The 19535-nt window shown below is 70.2% G+C and carries 17 protein-coding genes; 4 read left to right on the forward strand and 13 right to left on the reverse strand.

Annotation, left to right across the window (positions count from 1 at the left end; translation table 11 throughout):
• Positions 1-81: 81 nt before the first annotated feature.
• Both FXO23_RS29885 and FXO23_RS29890 read right to left on the reverse strand, forming a co-directional pair.
• Complete coding sequence (locus FXO23_RS29885) at positions 82-594, reverse strand: Trp biosynthesis-associated membrane protein (RefSeq protein ID WP_158888860.1); 513 nt, start codon at positions 592-594, stop codon at positions 82-84.
• A 50-nt stretch (positions 595-644) separates the two neighbouring features.
• Positions 645-2198 (reverse strand): anthranilate synthase component I, encoded by a 1554-nt coding sequence (locus FXO23_RS29890; RefSeq protein ID WP_158888819.1) that lies wholly within the window; start codon positions 2196-2198, stop codon positions 645-647.
• 92 nt (positions 2199-2290) lie between these two features.
• On the opposite strand from FXO23_RS29890, the gene FXO23_RS29895 reads away from it, so the two are divergent.
• On the forward strand, positions 2291-2905 hold the full coding sequence (locus FXO23_RS29895; RefSeq protein WP_158888820.1) for a TetR/AcrR family transcriptional regulator: 615 nt from the start codon (positions 2291-2293) through the stop codon (positions 2903-2905).
• Between the two features lie 66 nt (positions 2906-2971).
• Here the strand turns inward: FXO23_RS29895 and hisI are convergent, their stop codons facing one another.
• From hisI to FXO23_RS29940, 9 genes are all read right to left on the reverse strand, one after another.
• Positions 2972-3322 carry a phosphoribosyl-AMP cyclohydrolase gene (gene hisI / locus FXO23_RS29900; RefSeq protein ID WP_158888821.1) on the reverse strand — a complete coding sequence of 117 codons (351 nt, stop codon included), beginning with the start codon at positions 3320-3322 and terminating at the stop codon, positions 2972-2974.
• On the reverse strand, positions 3319-3696 hold the full coding sequence (locus tag FXO23_RS29905) for a hypothetical protein (RefSeq protein WP_158888822.1): 378 nt from the start codon (positions 3694-3696) through the stop codon (positions 3319-3321). Before FXO23_RS29905 ends, hisI begins: the two co-directional genes overlap by 4 nt.
• Positions 3693-4454, reverse strand: coding sequence for an imidazole glycerol phosphate synthase subunit HisF (gene hisF / locus FXO23_RS29910; RefSeq protein WP_158888823.1), 762 nt, complete (start codon positions 4452-4454; stop codon positions 3693-3695). Before hisF ends, FXO23_RS29905 begins: the two co-directional genes overlap by 4 nt.
• Positions 4455-4598: 144 nt before the next feature.
• The gene (locus tag FXO23_RS29915) at positions 4599-5882 is read right to left on the reverse strand and encodes an ABC transporter ATP-binding protein (protein WP_158888824.1); all 1284 of its coding nucleotides are present in this window, start codon (positions 5880-5882) and stop codon (positions 4599-4601) included.
• 14 nt (positions 5883-5896) lie between these two features.
• Positions 5897-7633, reverse strand: a complete 1737-nt coding sequence (locus FXO23_RS29920) for an ABC transporter permease (protein ID WP_158888825.1) — start codon at positions 7631-7633, stop codon at positions 5897-5899.
• The gene (locus FXO23_RS29925; RefSeq protein ID WP_158888826.1) at positions 7630-8361 is read right to left on the reverse strand and encodes an MgtC/SapB family protein; all 732 of its coding nucleotides are present in this window, start codon (positions 8359-8361) and stop codon (positions 7630-7632) included. Before FXO23_RS29925 ends, FXO23_RS29920 begins: the two co-directional genes overlap by 4 nt.
• Before the next feature lie 10 nt (positions 8362-8371).
• On the reverse strand, positions 8372-10927 hold the full coding sequence (mgtA, locus tag FXO23_RS29930) for a magnesium-translocating P-type ATPase (protein ID WP_158888827.1): 2556 nt from the start codon (positions 10925-10927) through the stop codon (positions 8372-8374).
• Positions 10927-11628: a magnesium transporter CorA family protein gene (locus FXO23_RS29935; RefSeq protein ID WP_158888828.1), complete on the reverse strand. Its 702-nt coding sequence runs from the start codon at positions 11626-11628 to the stop codon at positions 10927-10929. Before FXO23_RS29935 ends, mgtA begins: the two co-directional genes overlap by 1 nt.
• Positions 11625-11804, reverse strand: coding sequence for a hypothetical protein (locus FXO23_RS29940; protein WP_158888829.1), 180 nt, complete (start codon positions 11802-11804; stop codon positions 11625-11627). Before FXO23_RS29940 ends, FXO23_RS29935 begins: the two co-directional genes overlap by 4 nt.
• A 298-nt stretch (positions 11805-12102) precedes the next feature.
• Here FXO23_RS29940 and FXO23_RS29945 point away from each other — a divergent pair, with 298 nt between their 5' ends.
• Entirely contained in the window at positions 12103-12450 is a 348-nt protein-coding gene (locus tag FXO23_RS29945) for an ArsR/SmtB family transcription factor (protein WP_158888830.1), read from the forward strand.
• 54 nt (positions 12451-12504) lie between these two features.
• Here FXO23_RS29945 and FXO23_RS29950 read toward each other — a convergent pair whose 3' ends face one another.
• Positions 12505-12855 carry a hypothetical protein gene (locus FXO23_RS29950; protein WP_158888831.1) on the reverse strand — a complete coding sequence of 117 codons (351 nt, stop codon included), beginning with the start codon at positions 12853-12855 and terminating at the stop codon, positions 12505-12507.
• A gap of 159 nt (positions 12856-13014) precedes the next feature.
• Positions 13015-16611: an ALF repeat-containing protein gene (locus tag FXO23_RS29955; RefSeq protein WP_158888832.1), complete on the reverse strand. Its 3597-nt coding sequence runs from the start codon at positions 16609-16611 to the stop codon at positions 13015-13017.
• Between the two features lie 460 nt (positions 16612-17071).
• On the opposite strand from FXO23_RS29955, the gene FXO23_RS29960 reads away from it, so the two are divergent.
• Together FXO23_RS29960 and FXO23_RS29965 are read left to right on the forward strand one after the other, a co-directional pair.
• A complete protein-coding gene (locus FXO23_RS29960) occupies positions 17072-17488 on the forward strand; it encodes a hypothetical protein (RefSeq protein ID WP_158888833.1) in 417 nt (138 codons plus the stop codon).
• 91 nt (positions 17489-17579) lie between these two features.
• Complete coding sequence (locus tag FXO23_RS29965) at positions 17580-19508, forward strand: FG-GAP-like repeat-containing protein (protein WP_158888834.1); 1929 nt, start codon at positions 17580-17582, stop codon at positions 19506-19508.
• The last annotated feature ends 27 nt before the right edge of the window (positions 19509-19535 follow it).

Raw genomic sequence — 19535 nt, forward strand, 5'->3', positions numbered from 1 at the left:
CCTCACAAAAACCTTCCCCTTCCCGCCGAAAAGATGCTAACCCGCGCAACTGCGTGTACTGGCTCCGGGTCGAGGTTGTAGTCAGCGACCCGCGGTCGGATCTTCGCCGTCGGACAAGGCCTCCCAGAGTTCGGTGTCGGGGTCGGGCGCCACGCGTTTGGCCCCCGGGGCGGCGTAACGCGCACCGAGCCGCGGCATCCGGCCCGCGCCCCTGGTACCTGCCAACCCACCGAGGATGACCAGAATTCCCCCTGCTGCCGCCAAAATATGCGCGGTCACGATCTCCGCCGACGGGGCGCCGTCCGGGTAACCACTCCATCGCAGACCGTCAACGGCCACCCAGCACGCGGCGACCCCGGCGAGCGCGAGCAGCACGCCGAGCACGCGGCGCGGCCAGCCGCCGGTGGCGACCATCCCGGCCACCCCGGCGAGCGCGAGGATGGCCAGCGGCACCAGCGCGCTCGCCTGTTCCGCGCCGGTCTTGGTTTCCAGCACCAGGCCGCGGACGCCGGCGTCCCGGTTCGCGGCGGTCCAGGTCATCCTGGACGCGCCCCACAACGCGGCCGAGCCGAGCAGGAGCGCGACCGAGACCATCCACAGTGGACGTTTACGGTTCGGCGGGGCCGGTTCGGACACGGGTGCCGTCACCCCCGGAATTCCCGCGCCCTGGCCGGAGCCATGGTCTGCGCGGCGGCGACCGCGGACAGGACCGTGCGCGCCTTGTTCAGCGATTCGTTGTCCTCGTAGTCGGGCTGGGAGTCGGCGACGACCCCGCCACCGGCCTGCACGTAGGCGATCCCGTCGCGCACCAGCGCGGTGCGGATCGCGATCGCGGTGTCGGCGTCCCCGGCGAAGTCCAGGTACCCGACGACCCCGCCGTAGAGCGCCCGCCGGGTGGGCTCCAGCTCCTCGATGAGCTCCATCGCGCGCACCTTGGGCGCACCGGACAGCGTGCCCGCCGGGAAGCACGCGGCCACCGCGTCGAACGCCGTTCGACCCTCGGCCAGTTCGCCGGTGACCGTGGAGACGATGTGCATCACGTGGCTGTAGCGCTCGATGTCGAAGAAGTCCACCACCCGCACGGTGCCGGGTTCGCACACCTTGCCGAGGTCGTTGCGGCCGAGGTCGACCAGCATCAGGTGCTCGGCGCGCTCCTTCGCGTCGGCCAGCAGGTCCTTGGCGAGCTGGGCGTCCTCCTCGGGGTCGGCCCCGCGCCACCGCGTGCCCGCGATCGGGTGCGTGGTCGCCCGGCCGTCGCGCACGGTGACCAGCGCCTCCGGGCTGGAGCCGACGATGTCGAACCCGTCCAGCCGCAGCAGGTACATGTACGGGCTCGGGTTGGAGGTGCGCAGGACCCGGTAGATGTCCAGCGCGTCGGCCTCGGTGGCGAGTTCGAATCGTTGCGAGGGAACGATCTGGAACGCTTCACCGGCCTGGATGGCCTCGACCGCCTTCGCCACCGCGGCGTGGTAGTCCTCTTTGGCGCGGCAGCGGGTGAACTCGGGCGCCGGCCGGTCGAACACCGCGGTGGTCGACGGCGCGGGGGCGCCCAGCAGCTCGGTCATCCGCTCCAGGCGGTCCACGGCGTCGTCGTAGGCGGCGTCCACCCGTTCCGGGGAGTCGTCCCAGTTGACCGCGTTCGCGATCAGCGTGACGGTGCCCTCGTGGTGGTCGAAGGCGGCCAGATCGGTGGCCAGGAGCATGGTCAGCTCGGGGATGTCGAGGTCCTTCTCGGCCAGCTCGGGCAGCCGTTCCAGCCAGCGGACCGCGTCGTAGCCGATATAGCCGACCATGCCGCCGGTGAGCGGCGGCATCCCGGGCAGCGGTTCGGTGTGCAGCGCGAGCACGGTCTCCCGCAGGACGGACAGCGGGTTGCCTTCGGTCGGCAGGCCCACCGGCGGGGTGCCGGTCCAGACGGCCTCGCCGTCCCGCACGGTCAGGGCCGCCGGGCTGTGCACCCCGATGAACGACCAGCGCGACCAGGACTCGCCGTTCTCCGCGGATTCGAACAGGAACGTGCCGGGGCGGTCGGCGGCGAGCTTGCGGTACACGCCGACCGGGGTCTCCCCGTCGGCGAGCAGGCGCCGCACCACCGGGATGACCCGGCGGCCCTCGGCCAGGGCGCGGAAATCCTCCCGCGCGGGGCTGACCGCGCCGAGACCGGCGGCGCTGGCGTTGGTTACTGGGGCACTGGCCATGGAATCATTGTGCCGTCGCGGTCATTCGGGGTTACATCGGGCATAATTCACCACATGTTGAATTATTTCCCCGATGGGTACATCATGGGGAGGTGAGTCCCGCGAAGCAGTCCGCACCGGTCAAGCGCCGCGGCCGTCGTCCCGCAGGCCAGGACACGAAGACGGCCCTCCTCGAGGCTGCCCGCGAGGTGTTCGGCGAGGCAGGCTACGACGGCGCCACCGTCCGCGCGATCGCGAACCGCGCCGGCGTGGACGCGGCCATGGTCAACCACTGGTTCGGCAGCAAGGAGGGCCTGTTCGCGCAGGCCGTGCTCGAACTGCCGTTCAACCCGGCGGAACTGATCGAGACCCTGCTCGACGGCGAACCGGACACGCTCGGGGAACGGATCGTGCGCACGTTCCTGACCAGGTGGGACGCGACCGCGGGCGGGGTGTTCCCGGCGCTGGTCCGCAGCGTCGCCAGCCACGACCAGGTCGCCCACGCGCTGCGGGACATGTTCCTCAAGCAGATCTTCAGCAGGCTCGCGGGCCAGCTCGGCGCGGACCGGCCGGAACTGCGGGCCACGCTGTGCGCCTCGCAGCTCATCGGCATGGGCATGATCCGGTACGTCGCCAAGTTCGAGCCGCTGGCCTCCACCGACATCGAGACCGTGGTCACCGCGGTCGCCCCCAACCTGCAGCGCTACCTCACCGGCGACCTCGGCTGACGGGTGTCATGAGGGGACCCCTCCTGACGAAATCTGTTAGGAGGGGTCCCCTCATGACAGTCGCGGCTAGGCGTCGGCGAGCAGCAGGCGGGCGTCGGTGTCGAAGCAGGTCCGGGTGCCGGTGTGGCAGGCCGGGCCCACCTGGTCCACCCGCACCAGCACGGTGTCCGCGTCGCAGTCGAGCCGGACCTCGCGCACGTGCTGGGTGTGCCCGGACGTCTCGCCCTTCACCCACAGTTCCTGGCGGCTGCGCGAGTAGTACGTGCCGCGCCGGGTGGTCAGGGTCCGCTCCAGCGCCTCGTCGTTCATCCAGGCGACCATCAGCACGTCGGACGTCTCGTGGTCGACGACCACCGCGCAGATCAGCCCGTCCGCGTTGCGCTTGAGCCGGGCCGCCAGTTCCGGGTCCAGGGTCATGCGCGCTCCCCGAGCAGGAACCGGCGCACCGGCATCGAGTTCAGCAGCACCCCGGTGTACACGTACCCCGCCGCCGCGAGCCCGGAGAACAGCTTGAGCCACAGCAGTTCACCCGCCATCAGGACCAGCACGTGCAGGATCGCGAAGATCACCACCACGGCGAACCCGGCGATCCGCGACGACGGCATCCGCAGCGCCAGCCCGGCCGCCACCAGGGAGCCCAGCACGAGCGCGGTGATCGGCAGCATCACCGTCCGCCCGGACGCCTCGCTGGTCGAAACGATGATCACGCCGAGCAGCGTGTGCACCAGGCCGATGCCGACCAGCAGTCCGGCGACGACCTTCACCTCGGCCGGTGACTGCCAGAACTTCACCGGATCTCAACTCCCCCGGCCCGCAGCGTGTCCTTGACCTCGCCGATCTTCAACTGTCCGAAGTGGAACACGCTGGCCGCGAGCACCGCGTCCGCCCCGGCGCGCACCGCGGGCAGGAAGTGGTCGACGGCCCCCGCCCCGCCGCTCGCGATCACCGGCACGCTCACCGCGGCGCGGACCAGCCGGATCAGCTCCAGGTCGAATCCGGCCTTGGTGCCGTCGGCGTCCATCGAGTTCAGCAGGATCTCGCCGACGCCCAGCTCCTGCCCCCGCGCCGCCCATTCCACCGCGTCGATCCCGGTGCCCTGGCGGCCGCCGTGCGTGGTCACCTCGAAGCCGGACGGCGTTCCGCCACCGCGCCGCGCGTCGACCGAGAGCACGATGCACTGGGCGCCGAACCGCCGGGACGCCTCGCCGAGCAGTTCGGGCCGCGCGATGGCCGCGGTGTTGATGCTCACCTTGTCCGCGCCCGCGCGCAGCAGCCGGTTCACGTCGTCGGTCGAGCGCACGCCGCCGCCCACGGTAAGCGGGATGAACACCTGCTCGGCGGTCCGGCGGACCACGTCGTAGGTGGTCTCGCGGTTACCCGAGGACGCGGTGACGTCGAGGAAGGTCAGCTCGTCGGCGCCCTCGGCGTCGTACGCGCGCGCCAGCTCGACCGGGTCACCGGCATCACGCAGGTCGGCGAAGTTGACGCCCTTCACCACCCGGCCCGCGTCGACGTCGAGACACGGGATCACCCTCACCGCTACGGACATGCCTACCAGCGTACTTAGCGGCACCGCCCCCACCCGGCCCTGCCCCGATCGCGGGCCGCCAGCCGCGATAGGAAGGGACCTTTACTCCGGTTGAACCGTAGTAAAGGTCCCCCGCTCCCGGACAACCGGAGCGAAGGTCCCTTCCTACCCCCGGTCGAGGCGGATCTGGTCGGTGCCGGACTCGTAGTCGAACAGCTCCGCGTACCGGCCCCAGTCGATCGCGGTGTCCAGTTGCAGCCGCGCGTCGGCGGCGGAGAAACCCCGCCGCAGCAGGTCGAGGAAGAACCCCGCCCGCAGGCTCCCGTCCCCGCTGCTGGCCAGCGCGCGGCAGATGGTCCGCACCAGCGGCGCCCGCTCCCGCACCTGCTCGGCGAAGATCTTCTTGCTGCGCTGGATGTCCGCGCCCATGAACTCCTCACCGACCTGCGTCAGCTCCAGGTCGGCGCCGGACACCCGCACCAGGTCGAGCAGGGCGGCGGCGTCGACCAGCGGCAACAGGTCGTCGATCTCGAAGTTCAGGTCGGCCGCGATCTCCGGCAGGTCGACCCGCCCGCCCTTGGCCGACACGATCTCCACCAGCCCCGCCAGCCCGCCGACCGACACCGCGGGCAGCGGCCGCGCGGTCGGCGTGGCCTCGGTCGGCTCGGGCACGTGGACGTCCGCCTCCCGCCCGGTGAGCAGGTCGTACAGCCGGTCGACCAGGGCAGCGAACGCGGGCGCGCGCCGGTCCCGCGGCCGCGCCAAATCGATCGGCACCTCGGCGCGGATGTGCCCGGGGTTCGCGCCGAGCACGACCACCCGGTCGGCGAGCAGCACGGCCTCCTCGATGTTGTGCGTGACGATGCAGATGCCCTTGGTCGGGAAGTTCTGCCCGGCCCACAACGAGATCAGCTCGGTGCGCAGGTTCTCCGCGGTGAGCACGTCCAGCGCGGAGAACGGCTCGTCCATCAGCAGCAGATCCGGTTCCAGCACCAGGGCGCGGGCGAACCCCACCCGCTGCCGCATCCCGCCGGAAAGTTCCTTGGGGTAGGCGGATTCGAAGCCGTCCAGCCCGATCAGGTCGATCGCGGCCAGCGCCCGTTCCCGCCGCCGCGCGGGCGGCACGCCCCGCGCGGCGAGGCCGAGTTCCACGTTGTCCTGCACGGTCAGCCACGGCATCAGCGCGAACGACTGGAACACCATCGCGGTCCCGGGATTGGCCCCGTTGAGTTCCTCGCCGCGGTACCGCACGCTGCCGCTCGTCGGCGCGATCAGCCCGGCGATCGTGCGCAGCAGCGTGGACTTCCCCGATCCCGACCGGCCGAGCAGCGCGACGATCTCCCCGGCGCGCAGATCCAGCCCGATCCCGTCGAGCACGCGCAGCTCGTCGCCCGCCGCGCCGGTGAAGCTCTTGCTCACATTCTCGACGCTGACGATCACCTCGGTCATGAATTCCTCCCAGTTCACAAAGAAAAGCGACGTTCGGCCAGCGCGTAGAGGCGGCGCCAGAACAGCCGGTTGAGCCCGACGACGTAGAGGCTCATCACCACCACGCCGATGAGGATGTGCGGAGCGTTTCCGGTGCTGGTCGCGTCCGAGATGTAGGCGCCCAGCCCGGTCGCGGTCAGCGTGGTCGAGCCGTAACTGACGATCTCGGCGACGATCGAGGCGTTCCAGGCGCCCCCGGCGGCGGTGATCCCGCCGGTGACGTAGCTGGGGAAGATCGCGGGCAGCACGAGTTTGCGCCACCACAGCGCACGCGGCAGCCGCAGATCCGCCGCGGCCTCGCGCAGATCGTTCGGGATGGCGCTGGCTCCGGCGATGACGTTGAACAGGATGTACCACTGCGCCCCCAGGCTCATCAGCAGGATCCCGCCCCAGTCCAGGCTGATCCCGGTCGCGACGAGCACCCCGGTGGCGAGCGGGAACAGGAAGTTCGCCGGGAAGGACGCCAGCACCTGCACGACCGGTTGCGCCAGCCGGGAAATCCTGGGGTTGAGCCCGATCCAGACGCCGATCGGCACCCACACCAGGGTCGCGACCACCACCAGCACGATCACCCGGCCGAAGGTGACCAGGCCCAGCAGCAGCGCGTGCCCGACCTCGCCGAATCCCGCGGTGACCGCGACATACCCGACCGCCCGGACCACCCCGTACCCGATCGCGGCGAGCACGACCACCGCGAACGCCACGTCCCCGATCCGCCGCCGCACCGGTGAGGTCCGAAGTGGATGGTCGGCGAGCCCGAACACGCCCATGATCCGGTCCAGCGGCGCGACCAGCCAGCCGAACACCCGCGCTAGGAAAGCCGGAATCCGGGACCGCCGCAGCAGGTTCAGCACCACGCTGCGCGGCGCCTCGGCGGCCTCGGATTCCTCGACCCGGAACCGTTCGGCCCAGGCGGTGAGCGGCCGCCAGAACAGCACGTTCACCCCGACCACCATGATCACCATGACCGCCATGGCCAGCAGCACGCGGTCCAGCCGCCCCTCCTCGTTCGCCGCGGCCACGTAGGCGCCGACACCGGGCAACGCGAAGTGCTTGTTGTTGACGCTCAACGCCTCCGAGGCGACCAGGAAGAACCAGCCGCCGCCGAAGCTCATCATCCCGTTCCAGACCAGCGGAATCATCCCGCTGGGCACATCGACCCGCCAGAACCGCTGCCACCGGGACAGCCGCAGCAGCCGGGCCGCCTCGTCCACCTCGCGCGGCTGGGAGACCAGCGAGTGGTAGAACGCGAACGTCATGTTCCACGCCTGCGAGGTGAAGATCGCGAAGATCGACGCGCACTCCAACCCCAGCTGCGAACCGGGGAACAGCGCGATGAACCCGGTGATGGTGACCGAGAGGAAGCCCAGGATCGGCACCGACTGCAGGATGTCGAGCACCGGCAGCAGCACCTTCTCCGCCCGCCGCAACCGGGCCGCCGCCGTCGCGTAGACGAAGGTGAACACCAGCGAGATCGCCAGCGCCACGAACATGCGCAGCAGTGAACGCGCCGCGTAGTAAGGAAGTTCCGCCGGATCGGTGGACACAGTGGACGGTGCGGTGGCCTCGTCCCACGGGACGGAGACTCCGTGCATGAGCCGCACCAGCAGCCACATCAGCGCGGCCGCGCCGACGAACACCAGGACATCGGCGACGCTGCTGCGAGGCCGGGAAAGCACGTCCCGGGAGGGAAAGGAGCGCAGCAGCGTCATTCCTCGGCTCCGTTCCCGTTGGACCGGACCTCGGCCTGCCAGCGGACGCTGGTCACCGACGGCTCCATGGACAACCGGCTCACCGCGGACTCCATCTGCGCGTCGTCCCGCTGATCCCCGGCGAGTTCGGCCCGGACCTCGACATAACCCTCGAGCGAACTGTTCGCGCTCGTCACCGACCGCAACCGGAAATCGGTGCGGGTCAACGCCTGCACGAGCAGCGCGCGCACGTGCGCCTCCGAATCGTCCTTGGTCACCGCGAGGAACTCGTACGAGGTCGGGGTTTCCGTGCCGGTGTCCGGCCGCCGGTCGACCACCCGGCCCAGCGGCCGCAGCGCGACGTTGACCGCCACCACCACGACCGTCCCGGCGAGCGCCACCTGGTACAGCCCCGCCCCGGCGAGCGCGCCGACCGCCGCGGAACACCACAGCGTCGCGGCCGTGTTCAGCCCGCGCACGGTCAGCCCCTCGCGCAGGATCACCCCGGCGCCGAGGAACCCGATCCCGGACACGATCTGCGCGGCGACCCGGGTCGGGTCCGCGCTGCCGCTGTCGCTCAACCCGCCGAAACCGTGCGCGGACAGCAGCACGAACAGCGTGGCCCCGGTGGCCACCAGCGCGTTGGTCCGCAACCCGGCCATCCGCGCGCGGTACTGCCGTTCGAAACCGATCACCGTGCCCAGCCCGACCCCGGTACCGAGCCGGGCGAGCATCTCCCAAGTGCTCATCATCGTTGCCTCACAACCACGTTCCGGTTCGGTTCACATAGCGGTCCTTGACCAGCCGCGCGGCGACCAGGTACCCGAGCAGGATCACCACCAGCCAGGGGAAGTAGGCCAGGGGCAGCGGATGCATGCGCAGCACGGACCCCAGCGGCGAGAACGGCAGCAGCAGCCCGGCCGACACCACCGCGGCGACCGCCACCAGCACCGGCCGCGACGGCAGGCTCAGGCCCCGCCCGCGCAGCACCAGCACGACGAGCACCTGCGACAGCAGCCCCTCGACGAACCAGCCGGTCTGGAACAGCGCCTGCTCATGCGTGCTGTCCTCGCCCAGCACCCACCACAGCATCGCGAAGGTGGCCAGGTCGAACAGGGAACTCAGCGGCCCGAACACCAGCACGAACCGGGTCAGCCCGCGCGCGTCCCACGTTCGAGGCCGCCGCAGGTAATCGGCGTCCACCCGGTCCCACGGCAGCGCGAGCTGCGCGGCGTCGTAGAGCAGGTTCTGCACCATGAGCTGGATCGGCAGCATCGGCAGGAACGGCAGGACCGCGCTCGCGACCAGCACGCTGGACACGTTGCCGACGTTGGACGCGGCGGTGATCTTGACGTACTTCATCGTGTTGCCGAGCGTGCGGCGGCCGTCCACGACCGCCGCCGCGAGCACGGTCAGGTCCGAGTCGAGCAGCACCAGATCGGCCGCTTCCTTGGCCACATCGGTCGCGGTGTCCACGCTGATGCCGACGTCCGCGATGCGCAGCGCCGCCGCGTCGTTCACCCCGTCGCCGACGAACCCGACCGTGTGGCCGTCCTCCCGCAGTGCCGCCACGATCCGGGCCTTGTGCTGCGGGGTGACCTTGGCGAACACGGTGGTGCGCCGGACCAGCTCGGCCAGCGCGGCGTCGCCGAGCGCGTGGATCTCCTCGCCCAGCACGATTTCCCCGGGATCGATGCCCGCCTGCTCGCACACCTGCGCCACGACCCGCGGCGAGTCGCCGGTCAGCACCTTCACCGCCACGCCGTGCTCGGCGAGTTGCCGCACGGCGGGCGCGGTGGTCGCCTTCACCGGATCGGCGAAGGCGACGAACCCGACCAGCACCAGCTCGGATTCGTCCTCCAGCCCGTAGCCGCCGAGCCGGGCCGGGGTCTGCCGGGCCGCGATCGCGAGGATCCGCATCCCGTGCGCGTGGTGGGCGTCGACCAAGTCCACCGCCTGCCGGCGCAGGTCAGGAGTCAGCTCGACGACCTCCCCGCCGCGCCGGGCGAACGAGCACCGGGTGAGCACCTCGTCCGGATCCCCCTTGGCGATGAGGATGTGCTCCCCGTGCTGCCGTTTGACGACCACAGTGGACAGTCGCCGGTCGTGGTCGAACGGGAGTTCGTCGACCCGGCTGAACCGGGCCTCGGCGAGCAGCGCCTCGGAGTCGGCGGCGTATTCGGTGATGGCCTCGTCCAGCCGGTTGTGCGGCACCGACTGGAAGTGCGCGGCGAGGAAGGCGTACGTGGTGACTTCCCGGTCGAGCGCGCCCGCGAGGTCGATGCCGTGCGCGAACACCGCCCGGTCCTCGGTGAGCGTGCCGGTCTTGTCCACGCACAGCACGTCCATGCCGCCGAGGTCGCCGATCGCGTCCAGCCGCTTCACGATGACCTTGCGGCGGGCCAGGTTCGCGGCGCCGCGCGCGAGCGTGGTGGTCACGATGACCGGCAGCATCTCCGGCGTCAGGCCGACGGCGACCGAGACGGCGAACAGCGCGGCCTGCACCCAGTCGCCGCTGACCGTGCCGTTGACGACCAGCACGATCGGCACCAGCACCAGCATGAACCGGATCAGCGTCCAGCCGACCGCCCGCACCCCGGAGTCCACGCTGCTGTCCGGCCGCCGCGCCCGGGCCCGGCGCGCGAGCGAGCCGAGGTAGGTGGCGTCCCCGGTGGCGACGACCAGCGCGATCGCGGATCCGCCGACCACCGAGGTCCCCGCGTGGCACACCGATTCCTCGCCGGTGGCGGCCCGCTTGCGCACCGGCAGGGTCTCCCCGGACAGCGCCGACTGGTCGACGAGCAGGTCCTGCGCGGAGAGCAGGCGCACGTCCGCAGGCACCAGATCGCCGGGCGCGAGCACCACCTGGTCGCCGGGCACCAGGTCCTCGACCGGCACCTCGCGTTCGGTGGCCTGCTCGCCCTCGTCGGCGCGGCGGCGGACGGTCGCGGTGGTGGTGACCATGCCGCGCAGCGCCCGCATCGCCCGGTCCGAGCGCACCCGCTGCCAGTACCGCAGCGCCACGCTCAGCACGACCATGACGGCCACGGTGACCCAGCCGCGGATGTCCCCGACCACGACGAACACCACGCCGAGGCCGCTCAGCAACGCCACGAACGGGCTGTTCAGCGCCGAGCCCAGCCGCGCGAACGGGCCCGGCGCGGCCGAGGCCGCGGGGCGGTTGTCACCCGCGGTGGTCAACCGCTGCGCGGCCTCGGCTTCGGTGAGCCCTTTCGGGGAACTGGACAGGGACTGGAACAACTCGAACGGGGTGGCGCTCGCCGCGTCGTGCACCGCGGTCCGCGAAACACCCATCAGCCCAACCAGCCCTTCCGCTTGGTGCGGGACGAGGAAAGTCGCGACAGCGCGAGGTAGCGCAACTTGTCGTGCGCGTAACTCGCCTGCCGGGAGATCCCGTCGATGTCGTCGAGCAGCAGCCCGAGCAGCCTTTCGTCCACATCGGACGAACCGGCGCGCAGGTACCGGGCGGCGCGGGCCAGGGTGAGCTGCCCCTCGCGGGTCCGGGACACGATCTCCTCGAGGTCGTTCATCCGGGTGATCGCCGCCGTGCCATGGACACCGTCCAGGGTTTCGATCGCACCGCCAGCGTAGGTGATCACGTCCGCCGCCGCGTCGTTCAACGCGTGCAGCAGCGCGTACATCACCCCATGCGGGGACCCGATCAGCTCGGGCGCGCGGCGCATCCGGTCGATCCCGGTGTCGAACGGTTCGAAGTGCTTCTCCGGCTGCGCGGTCACCAGCAACCGGCGCCCCAGCGCGAACACCAGCGACTCGCACCGGATTTCCGTGGCGCCCCGGACGTTCACGACGACCGGGAAGTACACGAAGTCGTCGGTCACCCGGACCCGGGTGTCCCGGCCGCCGAAGTCCACCCCGACCGTCGCGCTGATGTCCGTGACCAGCGCGCTGTCGGTGACCGGCAGCTGGATCCACCGCCGGCGCAGTTCGACGGAATCGAACCGCGCCGGCGCGATCTGCGTCCGCACTTCGCTCACCCCGCCCTCCGCTCCGACGCGCCGGCGACGTTTTCGGCGCGCGGCGGCAGCGGCGTGACCACCGGCCGCCAGGCGCAGACCAGCCGGCGGGCGCCGGACGCGCTCTTCTCGACCGTCCACTGTGCACGCAGCTCAGTACGGTTTCCGTTGGTGTTGGTGAATTCCTTGATGTTCATGTCGCTACTCCCCTATCCGGGGGTGCGCGCACACAAACCAGACCTAGTAGACAGTGAACGATCCGGAAGCGGACCGAACGCAGGCGTCAACGCCGGGCGGTGACCGCCACCGAGGTGAGCGGAGGGCGCCCAGTCGCGTCGATACTGTCGTCTGGCATGTGCCGCTCACCTCGCTCTCTTTCACTCGCCGGTCGAGCGCAGGCTTGTTCCCGCGCTGCCCTGACAGCATGCCCGACATTCAAGTACTTGCGCAAGTGATTTGACGCGTGTCACGCTGGGCCTGACACGCGAAGGAGCGATGGTGACGTTTCCGGCCGGGGCCCCTGCCACCCACGAACCCCTGCCGCCCGCGGTACTCCAGGACGCGGCGGCCACCTTCGGCATGCTCGCCGCCACCGCCCGGCTGCAGATCGTGTGGCTGCTATCCGGCGGGGAACGCGATGTCGGCACCCTCGCCGAAGAGGTCGGCCAGACGGTCGCCGCGGTGAGCCAGCACCTGGCCAAACTCAAACTCGCCGGCCTGGTCCGCGCCCGCCGCGAAGGCCGCCGCCAGGTCTACCTGGTCGACGACCCGCACGTCGTGGAGATCGTCAACCTCATAGTCAGCCACCACGGCGAACCCCGAACCTCCCGCCGCCACGCCTGAACACACGAAACGGCGCGCCCAAGACTCACGTCTCGAACGCGCCGTTCCGGAGGGTCAGCGAGGCGACAGCTTGCTTCGCTCCAGCTGGTAGAACCGCTGCACCATGGTTTCCATCTTGTCGAAGAACTCGCCACCGGCGCGGGTCAGCGCGGCGAACAGTTCGTTTTCGTCGACCGGCGCGGCACGCCGTTCTCCGTTGACGGTCGAGGCAACCAGTACCCGCCCTCGTTCGATGCCCTTGAACGAAAGCTCGATGGGCTGGTCCGGAAACAGGGTGGACGAATTCCGGTTCGCGCGGAATTCCTCGACCATGTTGGCCAGGTAGGCCCACAGGGTCTCGACGTCATCGGCCTCCGCCTTGCCGATGATGTCCACACCGTCGACGCTGAGTTCGATCGCGCCCATGGTGTCTCCTGCGTAACGTCGTGGCGGAAGCTCGTCGCATTCGGCGATGTCGACGAACGTGTATCCGGACTCGGCCGGGAAGGCCAAGTAGGTCCTGATCGAAATCACTCTGGGCTACCTCGGTCGGGGTTGTCCTGGTTCAGCCAGGATGGCACGAGCCTACTTTATCGGATAGAACTGGCCTACTTTACCGAAGTTGATGCCGAGTTGGTACTTCACGCCGTTCACCACACCGGTGATCGGGTAGACGCCGTTGATTCCCTTCTCGGCGATATACGCCCGATTTTGATTCAGCACGGACCCTATCGCACTCTCCAATTCCTGGAGGGTCATGTTGCTCTGGAAGAACGACTGATCGGCCTTGAACGAACCGTCCCAGTACTTCGGGTGGTGCCGCTCGAGGAAATGGGTCATCCGTTCCCTGGTGAGCAGAAGCTGGTCGTTCGCCCCCACCTGGTACGACCGGCTCGACCAGTTGTTGAGCACCGAAGCGGAACGGCCCGTCATGATCGCCGGGAAAGGCGGCCGGACGCCCAGCTTCAGCTTCTTCATGATCTGCCGCAGCCACTTGCTGGCAGGGCCTCCCATGCCCATTTCCTGGAGGAAGGCGACGTTGCCCGGCACCGAGGCGAGCTGAGCCAGCAGTTCCGACCCGCAGGCCCTGGGCGCCGTCTGACAGTACGCCCGCAGGAAGAGCGCGGGCAGATCCTTCTCGTCGGCCGGGCCGATCTGCCGGTAGTAGGCCCCGTCGTTGTCCAGCCAGACGTCGAAGTTGCGGGCGAGGTTCTCGCATTCGGTGAGCCCGAATCCCTTGAACGGCAACTGGACGCCGTTGATGATGCAGCCACCCGAGTCGTAGAACGAGATGGTCCCGTTGTCGAACTGCGCGACGCGGTAGGTGGCGGGTTTGCCGTTGGCCTCGGCTTGCTGTTCCTGGCGCTGCTTCTCCAGGAAGATCTCGGTCGCCTCGATCGCGGCCTGCGCGGCGGCCGCGGCGTCCTTCCCGGCCGCGATGGCCGAAGCGCGGGCCTGGGCGGCCCACGCGGCGGCCTGGGCGGCGAAGGCGTGCGCTCGTGCCGCCGAACTCTCCGCCTGCGCGGCGAACTGGTCCGCCTGCCGCGCGCTCTCGTGCGCGGCCGCTTCGGCGTTGCGCGCCGCCCGCGCGGACTGGGCGGCCTGGTCGGCCGATGCCTGCGCCTGCTGGGCGGAGGCGCGGGCCTGGTTCGCGTAGTCCTGGGCCAGGTTGGCGAACTCCCGCGCCTGCCGGGCATAACCGGCCGCCTCGTCCGCCGCGTTCCGGGCGATGGCGGCCGCGCGGGCGGCCTCGGCCGCGTTCTCCCGCGCGGTGGCCGCGATCCGGGACGCCTCGGCGACGTACTGGCGCACCTCGGAAACGTGCGCCGCCGTGTCGAGGTCTCGCCGTTGCGCCTTGATCTGCTCCACGTCCAGGAACTGGCGCAGGGAGGCGACCGGACCGGCCAGGGCGATCTGCGCGGCGGCCTTCACCTCGGGGCCGCCCGCCTCCATGATCTGCCCGACCCGGATGCGGTCGTCGTGTTCCGCGGCGACGTGTTGCCCGGTGCGCAGGAAGAACTGCCGATCGGCGTCGGAACCGTTGAGCGCCTTGGTGGCGGCTTCCTTCATCGCCGGGCCGCCGGATTCCAGCAGCCGCGCGATCTGGATCCGGTCGTCGTGCTCCTTGCCTTCGTACTGCCGGGTCCGCAGGAACTCCTGGACCGCGGCGTAGTCGCCGCCGAGCGCGGCGACCGCCGCCGTTTTCATCGCCGGGATCGTGGCGGTGTCCGCGATATGCGCGACCCGGGCGCGGTCGTCCTGCTCGGCGGCCATGGTCACCCCGGCGCGCACGAATTCCCGCACCTCGGCCTCGTCACCGGCGAGCGCGTTCTCGGCGGCCGATCTCGTCCACGAGCCGCCGGAGTGCATCAGCCGGGCGGCCACCCGGCGCCCGTTCGCCAGCACCGTGGCGGCGGGCGCGCCGGGTGCGGTGGCCTCGGCGAGGAGCCGCTTCGTCTCGGTGTCCCGCCGGGACTCTTCGGCCGCGTCCCACGCCAGGTCGGCCGTGCGTTCGGCCTCGATCTGGCGTGCCTGTTCGGCCTCGAACTTCGCCTTCTCGGTCTGCGTGGCGAGCCGCTCTTCGTCGGCCTTGCGCGCCGCTTCCTCCACCTGCTGCGCCTGGTTCGCCGCCGCGGTCGCCGCTTCGGCCGCGGTCAGCGCCGCGGCGGCATGAGCGGCGGACTCCCGTGCCGCGTACTCGGCTTCACCGGCGTGCGCGGCGGCCTCGTCGGCGGCCCGCGCCGCGGCCTCGGCGTGCGTGGCGGCGTCGTTGGCGAACCGGGAGGCCTCGGCCGCCGCTTGCGCGGCCGTGCGGGACAGCGCGTCCGCCGCGTTGGCCGCGCGCGAGGCGATCTGCGCGTTCCGCCGCGCCTCCTGCGCGGCCCGCCGGGCCCGGGCCGCCTCCGCACTCGACTGGTGCGCGTAGCCGGCGGCCGCCTCGGCGGCCTGCGCCGCCAGATCGGCCTGGCCCGCCGCGTCGAGGGCGGCGCGGGTCGCGTTGCCCGCTTCCCGGGCCGCGTCGCCGACAGCCTTGGCGGCCCCGGCCGCGTCTCGTGCGGCCGCCGCCGCGTTGCGCGCGTCGACCGCGGCCTGTCGTGCCACGGACGCCTTCCCCGCGTCACCCGCCGCGGCCGCGGCGGCGTGGTACGCGCGGGCCGCGGCCTCACCCGCCAGCGCCGCGGCGATCGCCGCGCGCGCGGCGGCATTCGCGGCCACCTTGGCCGCCGCGTTGGCCGCGTTGGCCGCGTCGATGGCGACCCGCGCCGCGTCCGCGGCCTGACTCGCCGCGGTGGCGGCCCGGCCCGCGGCGTCGGCCGCACGCCCGGCGGAGTCCTTCGCCGCGGCGGCCTCCGCGGCGGCCCGCTGGGTGGCTTCCCTGGCCAGCTGCGCGGCCAGCACCGCGCGGGCCGAAGCCTCCTTGGCCTCCTCGGTTTCCCGCGCCGCCTGCGCGCCCGCCTCCTTGGCGACCTCGAGCAGGTGCGCCACCGTCAACTTCTCCTGGTCCCGTTCCCTGGCCACGTTGTACCCGGTGAGCAGGAATTCCCGGATGTCCTCGATGGAACCGCCGAGCGCCGCCTGCGCGGCCTTCTTCACCGCCGGACCACCGGCCGCCATGATCTGGGCGACCCGCATCCGGTCGTCGGTGTCCTGGGCGGCCTGCCGGCCGGTGAGCAGGAACTGCTGCACGTCGGCGTCGGTGCCGTTGAGGGCCGCCTGCGCGCCGCGCTTCACCTCGGGGCCACCGGTGGTCATGATCTGCGTGACCCGGACCCGCTGGTCGGACAGCCAAGGCCCCTGCCAACCGTCCTTCAGGTAGGCGCGCAGGTCTTCGACGGATCCGGTCAACGCCTGCTGGGCGGCCTGCTTCGTCCCGGGGCCGCCCGCGTTGAGCAGTTGCGCCACCCGGACTCGATCATCGTGTTCGCGTGCCTGATGCTGACCGGTTTCCAGGAACGCCCGCAGATCGTCGTCCGAGCCGATCAGGGCGGTCTCGGCGGCGGCGGAAACCCCGCGGCCGCCCTTCTTCAGCAGTTCGAGCGCCTGCGCACGAGGATTCGCCTCGGGTTCCGCCGCGGTCGCCGGCGCTTCCGGCACGGTCAAGGTGGCGGCGAAGACCACGAAGAGGGCCACCGCCGCGATCACCACCCGCGCCGGGACCGCGACGATCGATCTTGGTCTCATTCCGTTCGCATCCCCTCGGAAAATTTCTGACACACCGAAGTCGTAACAACCAACAAGTTCTGGCGGCCGATGGCGTTTCCCGCAACCCCGGATGAATTCGGCCGATCCCCTCGTTCGCTTCTTACCGCATCGGCTTGTGCACAAACAAGGTTGAACACCTCCATACCCTCATTCGGGCCATCTTGATCACTGCGTCGAAGCTCACACCATTTGCCGCTAACATTTCGCGACTGTGCCGTTCGGCGTAATGGGTGAAACCATGCGGCCGTCATCTTTTTCTGACGTTGACGTGCAACCTTTTGACTGGGAAGCTGGTCCCCTCGACTGGGAGGGTGCCGCCGCGTCCGCGTGCGGTCTCAATCTTTCTTGATCTTCATATTGGTTGACACGAGTAAGGAGTCGCGTGAGCGCTCGATTCTTTTCCCGATTAATGGTCATCGGTATGGCCGGAGCCGTTTCAGTGCTTTCCGGGAATGTTTCCTCAGCCGAGGACACCCCACCGCCCACCGAGGAGAACTACGATTACCCGGGCGCGGAGAAGATCTTTCAGGAGCGAGGAATCCTGCTCCGCAAGGGAGATGGCCACATCCTGCTGGTGGACTGCGGCAACCGCAACGACCTGGTCGAGGCGTGGAGCAGGTCCAAGGGCAGGTTCTGCTTCCAGGTCAGCGGGAGCACGGGATATCTGAGCATGGAATTGCCGCAGGCTTATCTCCTCAAGGCCGATTCCCATGTCATCCAGGCCACGATCACCATCAAGGACCGCACCGATTCCGTGACCGTCCCGAAGACGGAGTTCAAATCGATCGGCGAGGGCGCCGACCCGAACAGCCCACCGGCCACGCTGCTGGAACTGAAGGCGACCGCCGCCGGATGACTCGATCTTTCTTCGCCATGAAATCAGACAGGGGGAAATAGCTGTGTCACGAGTCCGTGTGCGGACCGGTTGGCTGACTGGTCTGCTTTCCATGACACTTGTCGCGGGTGTGCTGACAAGTTCACCCGCCCAGGCCGTCGCCGGTGGTTCTCCGGCCGAAGAGGGCGCTTATCCGTTCGCGACGAAGCTGGACATGCCGGGCCGCAGTTGCACCGGCGCGCTGATCGATCCGCTGTGGGTGGTCACCGCGGGGAGCTGTTTCGCCGAGAACGGCCAGCCCGTCCAGCCGGGACCGCCGAAGAAGGCCACCACGGCGACCATCGGGCGCACGGTGCTGTCCAAGAACGACGGCCATGTGGTCCCGGTCAGCGAGCTGGTTCCCCGCACCGATCGCAATCTCGTGCTCGCCAAACTGGCCACCCCGGTGACCGACGTCGCCCCGGTGAAGATCGGAACCACGCCGCCGCAGAAGGATGAGGTGCTGCGCGTGGCGGGCTTCGGGCGGACCAAGACCGAATGGGTGCCGGACCGCCTGCAGACCGCGCTGTTCTCGACCACCGCCGTCGCCCCCACCACGCTCGACATCGTCGGGCGCACCCCGCCCGACGCGAGCATCTGCAAGGGCGATTCCGGTTCGCCGGCGTTCCGGGACGACCACGGCTGGTTCGAACTGGTCGCGATCAACGACCGCTCCTGGCAGGCCGGCTGTCTCGGGGAGACCGAGACCCGCCAGGGTGCGGTCCAGGCACGCCTGGACAACATCGCCGGGTGGCTCGAGCAGCAGATGCTCGGGCTGACCGCGACCCCGGCGGCCAAGCACGCGATCGGCCTGCGCTGGAACCCGATCGCCGGGCGGAACTTCGCTTCCTACAAGGTCTACGGCGCCAAGACCGCCGACGTGCCGATCGGGCCGGCCACCCTGCTGGGCACCGTCTCGACCCCGGGCTTCACGCACGCCAGCCTGCCCGCCAAGCAGACCTGGTACTACCGGATCGTGCCGGTGACCGCGGCGGGCCAGGACGGCCAGCCGTCCGCCACGGTCTCCGCGACCACCCCGGTGCCCACCGCCGCCGACTACACCGGTGACGACAAGGACGACATCGCCGACTTCACCCGCGGCGACCTGGCCGACGTCTACGTGGCCGCTTCCGACGGCAAGGCGTTCGCCCCGAACCCCGCGAAATGGCAGGACTACTTCGCGGCGGGCCAGGAGGTTCCGCTCAGCGGCGACTTCAACGGCGACGGGAAAACCGACGTCGCCACCTTCACCCGCGGCGGCTCCGGCATCGTGAACGTCGCGCTGTCCAACGGCTCCGGGTTCGACCAGGCCAGGACCTGGCACACGCACTTCGCGATCGGCGCCGAGTTCCCCGCGGTCGGCGACTTCAACGGGGACGGCAAGGACGACATCGCGACCTTCACCCGCGGCGACTCGGGCAAGGTCTACGTCTCCCTGTCCGACGGCACGAAGTTCGTGCAGGACGGCTGGAAGTGGCACGACCACTTCGCCCTCGGTAACGAGATCCCGGCCGTCGGCGACTTCAACGGCGATGGGAAAGCCGACATCGCGACCTTCACCCGGGCCGACTCGGGCAAGGTCTACGTCTCGCTGTCCGATGGCGGCCAGTTCGTCCAGGACGCCTGGAAGTGGCACGACCACTTCGCCCTCGGTAACGAGATTCCCGCGGTCGGCGATTTCGACGGGGACGGCAAGGACGACATCGTCACCTTCACCCGCGGCGATCTGGGTGACGTGTACGTTTCCCTGTCCGACGGCGGCAAGTTCGTCCAGGACGCGTGGAAATGGCACGACTGGTTCGCGCCCTTCGCCGAGATCCCCGGCATCGGGGACTTCGACGGCGACGGCAAGGCCGACATCGTGACCTTCACCCGGGCCGACACCGGCAAGGTCTACGTGGCCACCTCGGCGGGCAACAAGTTCGTCGGGGAAGCCGTCAAGTGGCACGACCGGTTCGCCCTGGGGAGTGACATTCCCGCTCCCGGCAGCATTCTCTGGTAAACCCACCGGATGGCCCCACTCCGCACG

This window comes from Amycolatopsis anabasis (assembly GCF_009765355.1).
Taxonomy (GTDB): domain Bacteria; phylum Actinomycetota; class Actinomycetes; order Mycobacteriales; family Pseudonocardiaceae; genus Amycolatopsis; species Amycolatopsis anabasis.

What these genes read in the sequence shown, in the direction of transcription:
- FXO23_RS29925 (WP_158888826.1), bottom strand. Translation starts at nt 8,361, where the DNA reads ATGAGCACTTGGGAGATGCTCGCCCGGCTCGGTACCGGGGTCGGGCTG.
- FXO23_RS29890 (WP_158888819.1), bottom strand. Translation starts at nt 2,198, where the DNA reads ATGGCCAGTGCCCCAGTAACCAACGCCAGCGCCGCCGGTCTCGGCGCG.
- FXO23_RS29920 (WP_158888825.1), bottom strand. Translation starts at nt 7,633, where the DNA reads ATGACGCTGCTGCGCTCCTTTCCCTCCCGGGACGTGCTTTCCCGGCCT.
- FXO23_RS29940 (WP_158888829.1), bottom strand. Translation starts at nt 11,804, where the DNA reads ATGAACATCAAGGAATTCACCAACACCAACGGAAACCGTACTGAGCTG.
- FXO23_RS29965 (WP_158888834.1), top strand. Translation starts at nt 17,580, where the DNA reads ATGACACTTGTCGCGGGTGTGCTGACAAGTTCACCCGCCCAGGCCGTC.
- FXO23_RS29950 (WP_158888831.1), bottom strand. Translation starts at nt 12,855, where the DNA reads ATGGGCGCGATCGAACTCAGCGTCGACGGTGTGGACATCATCGGCAAG.
- FXO23_RS29955 (WP_158888832.1), bottom strand. Translation starts at nt 16,611, where the DNA reads ATGAGACCAAGATCGATCGTCGCGGTCCCGGCGCGGGTGGTGATCGCG.
- mgtA (WP_158888827.1), bottom strand. Translation starts at nt 10,927, where the DNA reads ATGGGTGTTTCGCGGACCGCGGTGCACGACGCGGCGAGCGCCACCCCG.
- hisI (WP_158888821.1), bottom strand. Translation starts at nt 3,322, where the DNA reads ATGACCCTGGACCCGGAACTGGCGGCCCGGCTCAAGCGCAACGCGGAC.
- FXO23_RS29885 (WP_158888860.1), bottom strand. Translation starts at nt 594, where the DNA reads ATGGTCTCGGTCGCGCTCCTGCTCGGCTCGGCCGCGTTGTGGGGCGCG.
- FXO23_RS29915 (WP_158888824.1), bottom strand. Translation starts at nt 5,882, where the DNA reads ATGACCGAGGTGATCGTCAGCGTCGAGAATGTGAGCAAGAGCTTCACC.
- FXO23_RS29945 (WP_158888830.1), top strand. Translation starts at nt 12,103, where the DNA reads ATGGTGACGTTTCCGGCCGGGGCCCCTGCCACCCACGAACCCCTGCCG.
- hisF (WP_158888823.1), bottom strand. Translation starts at nt 4,454, where the DNA reads ATGTCCGTAGCGGTGAGGGTGATCCCGTGTCTCGACGTCGACGCGGGC.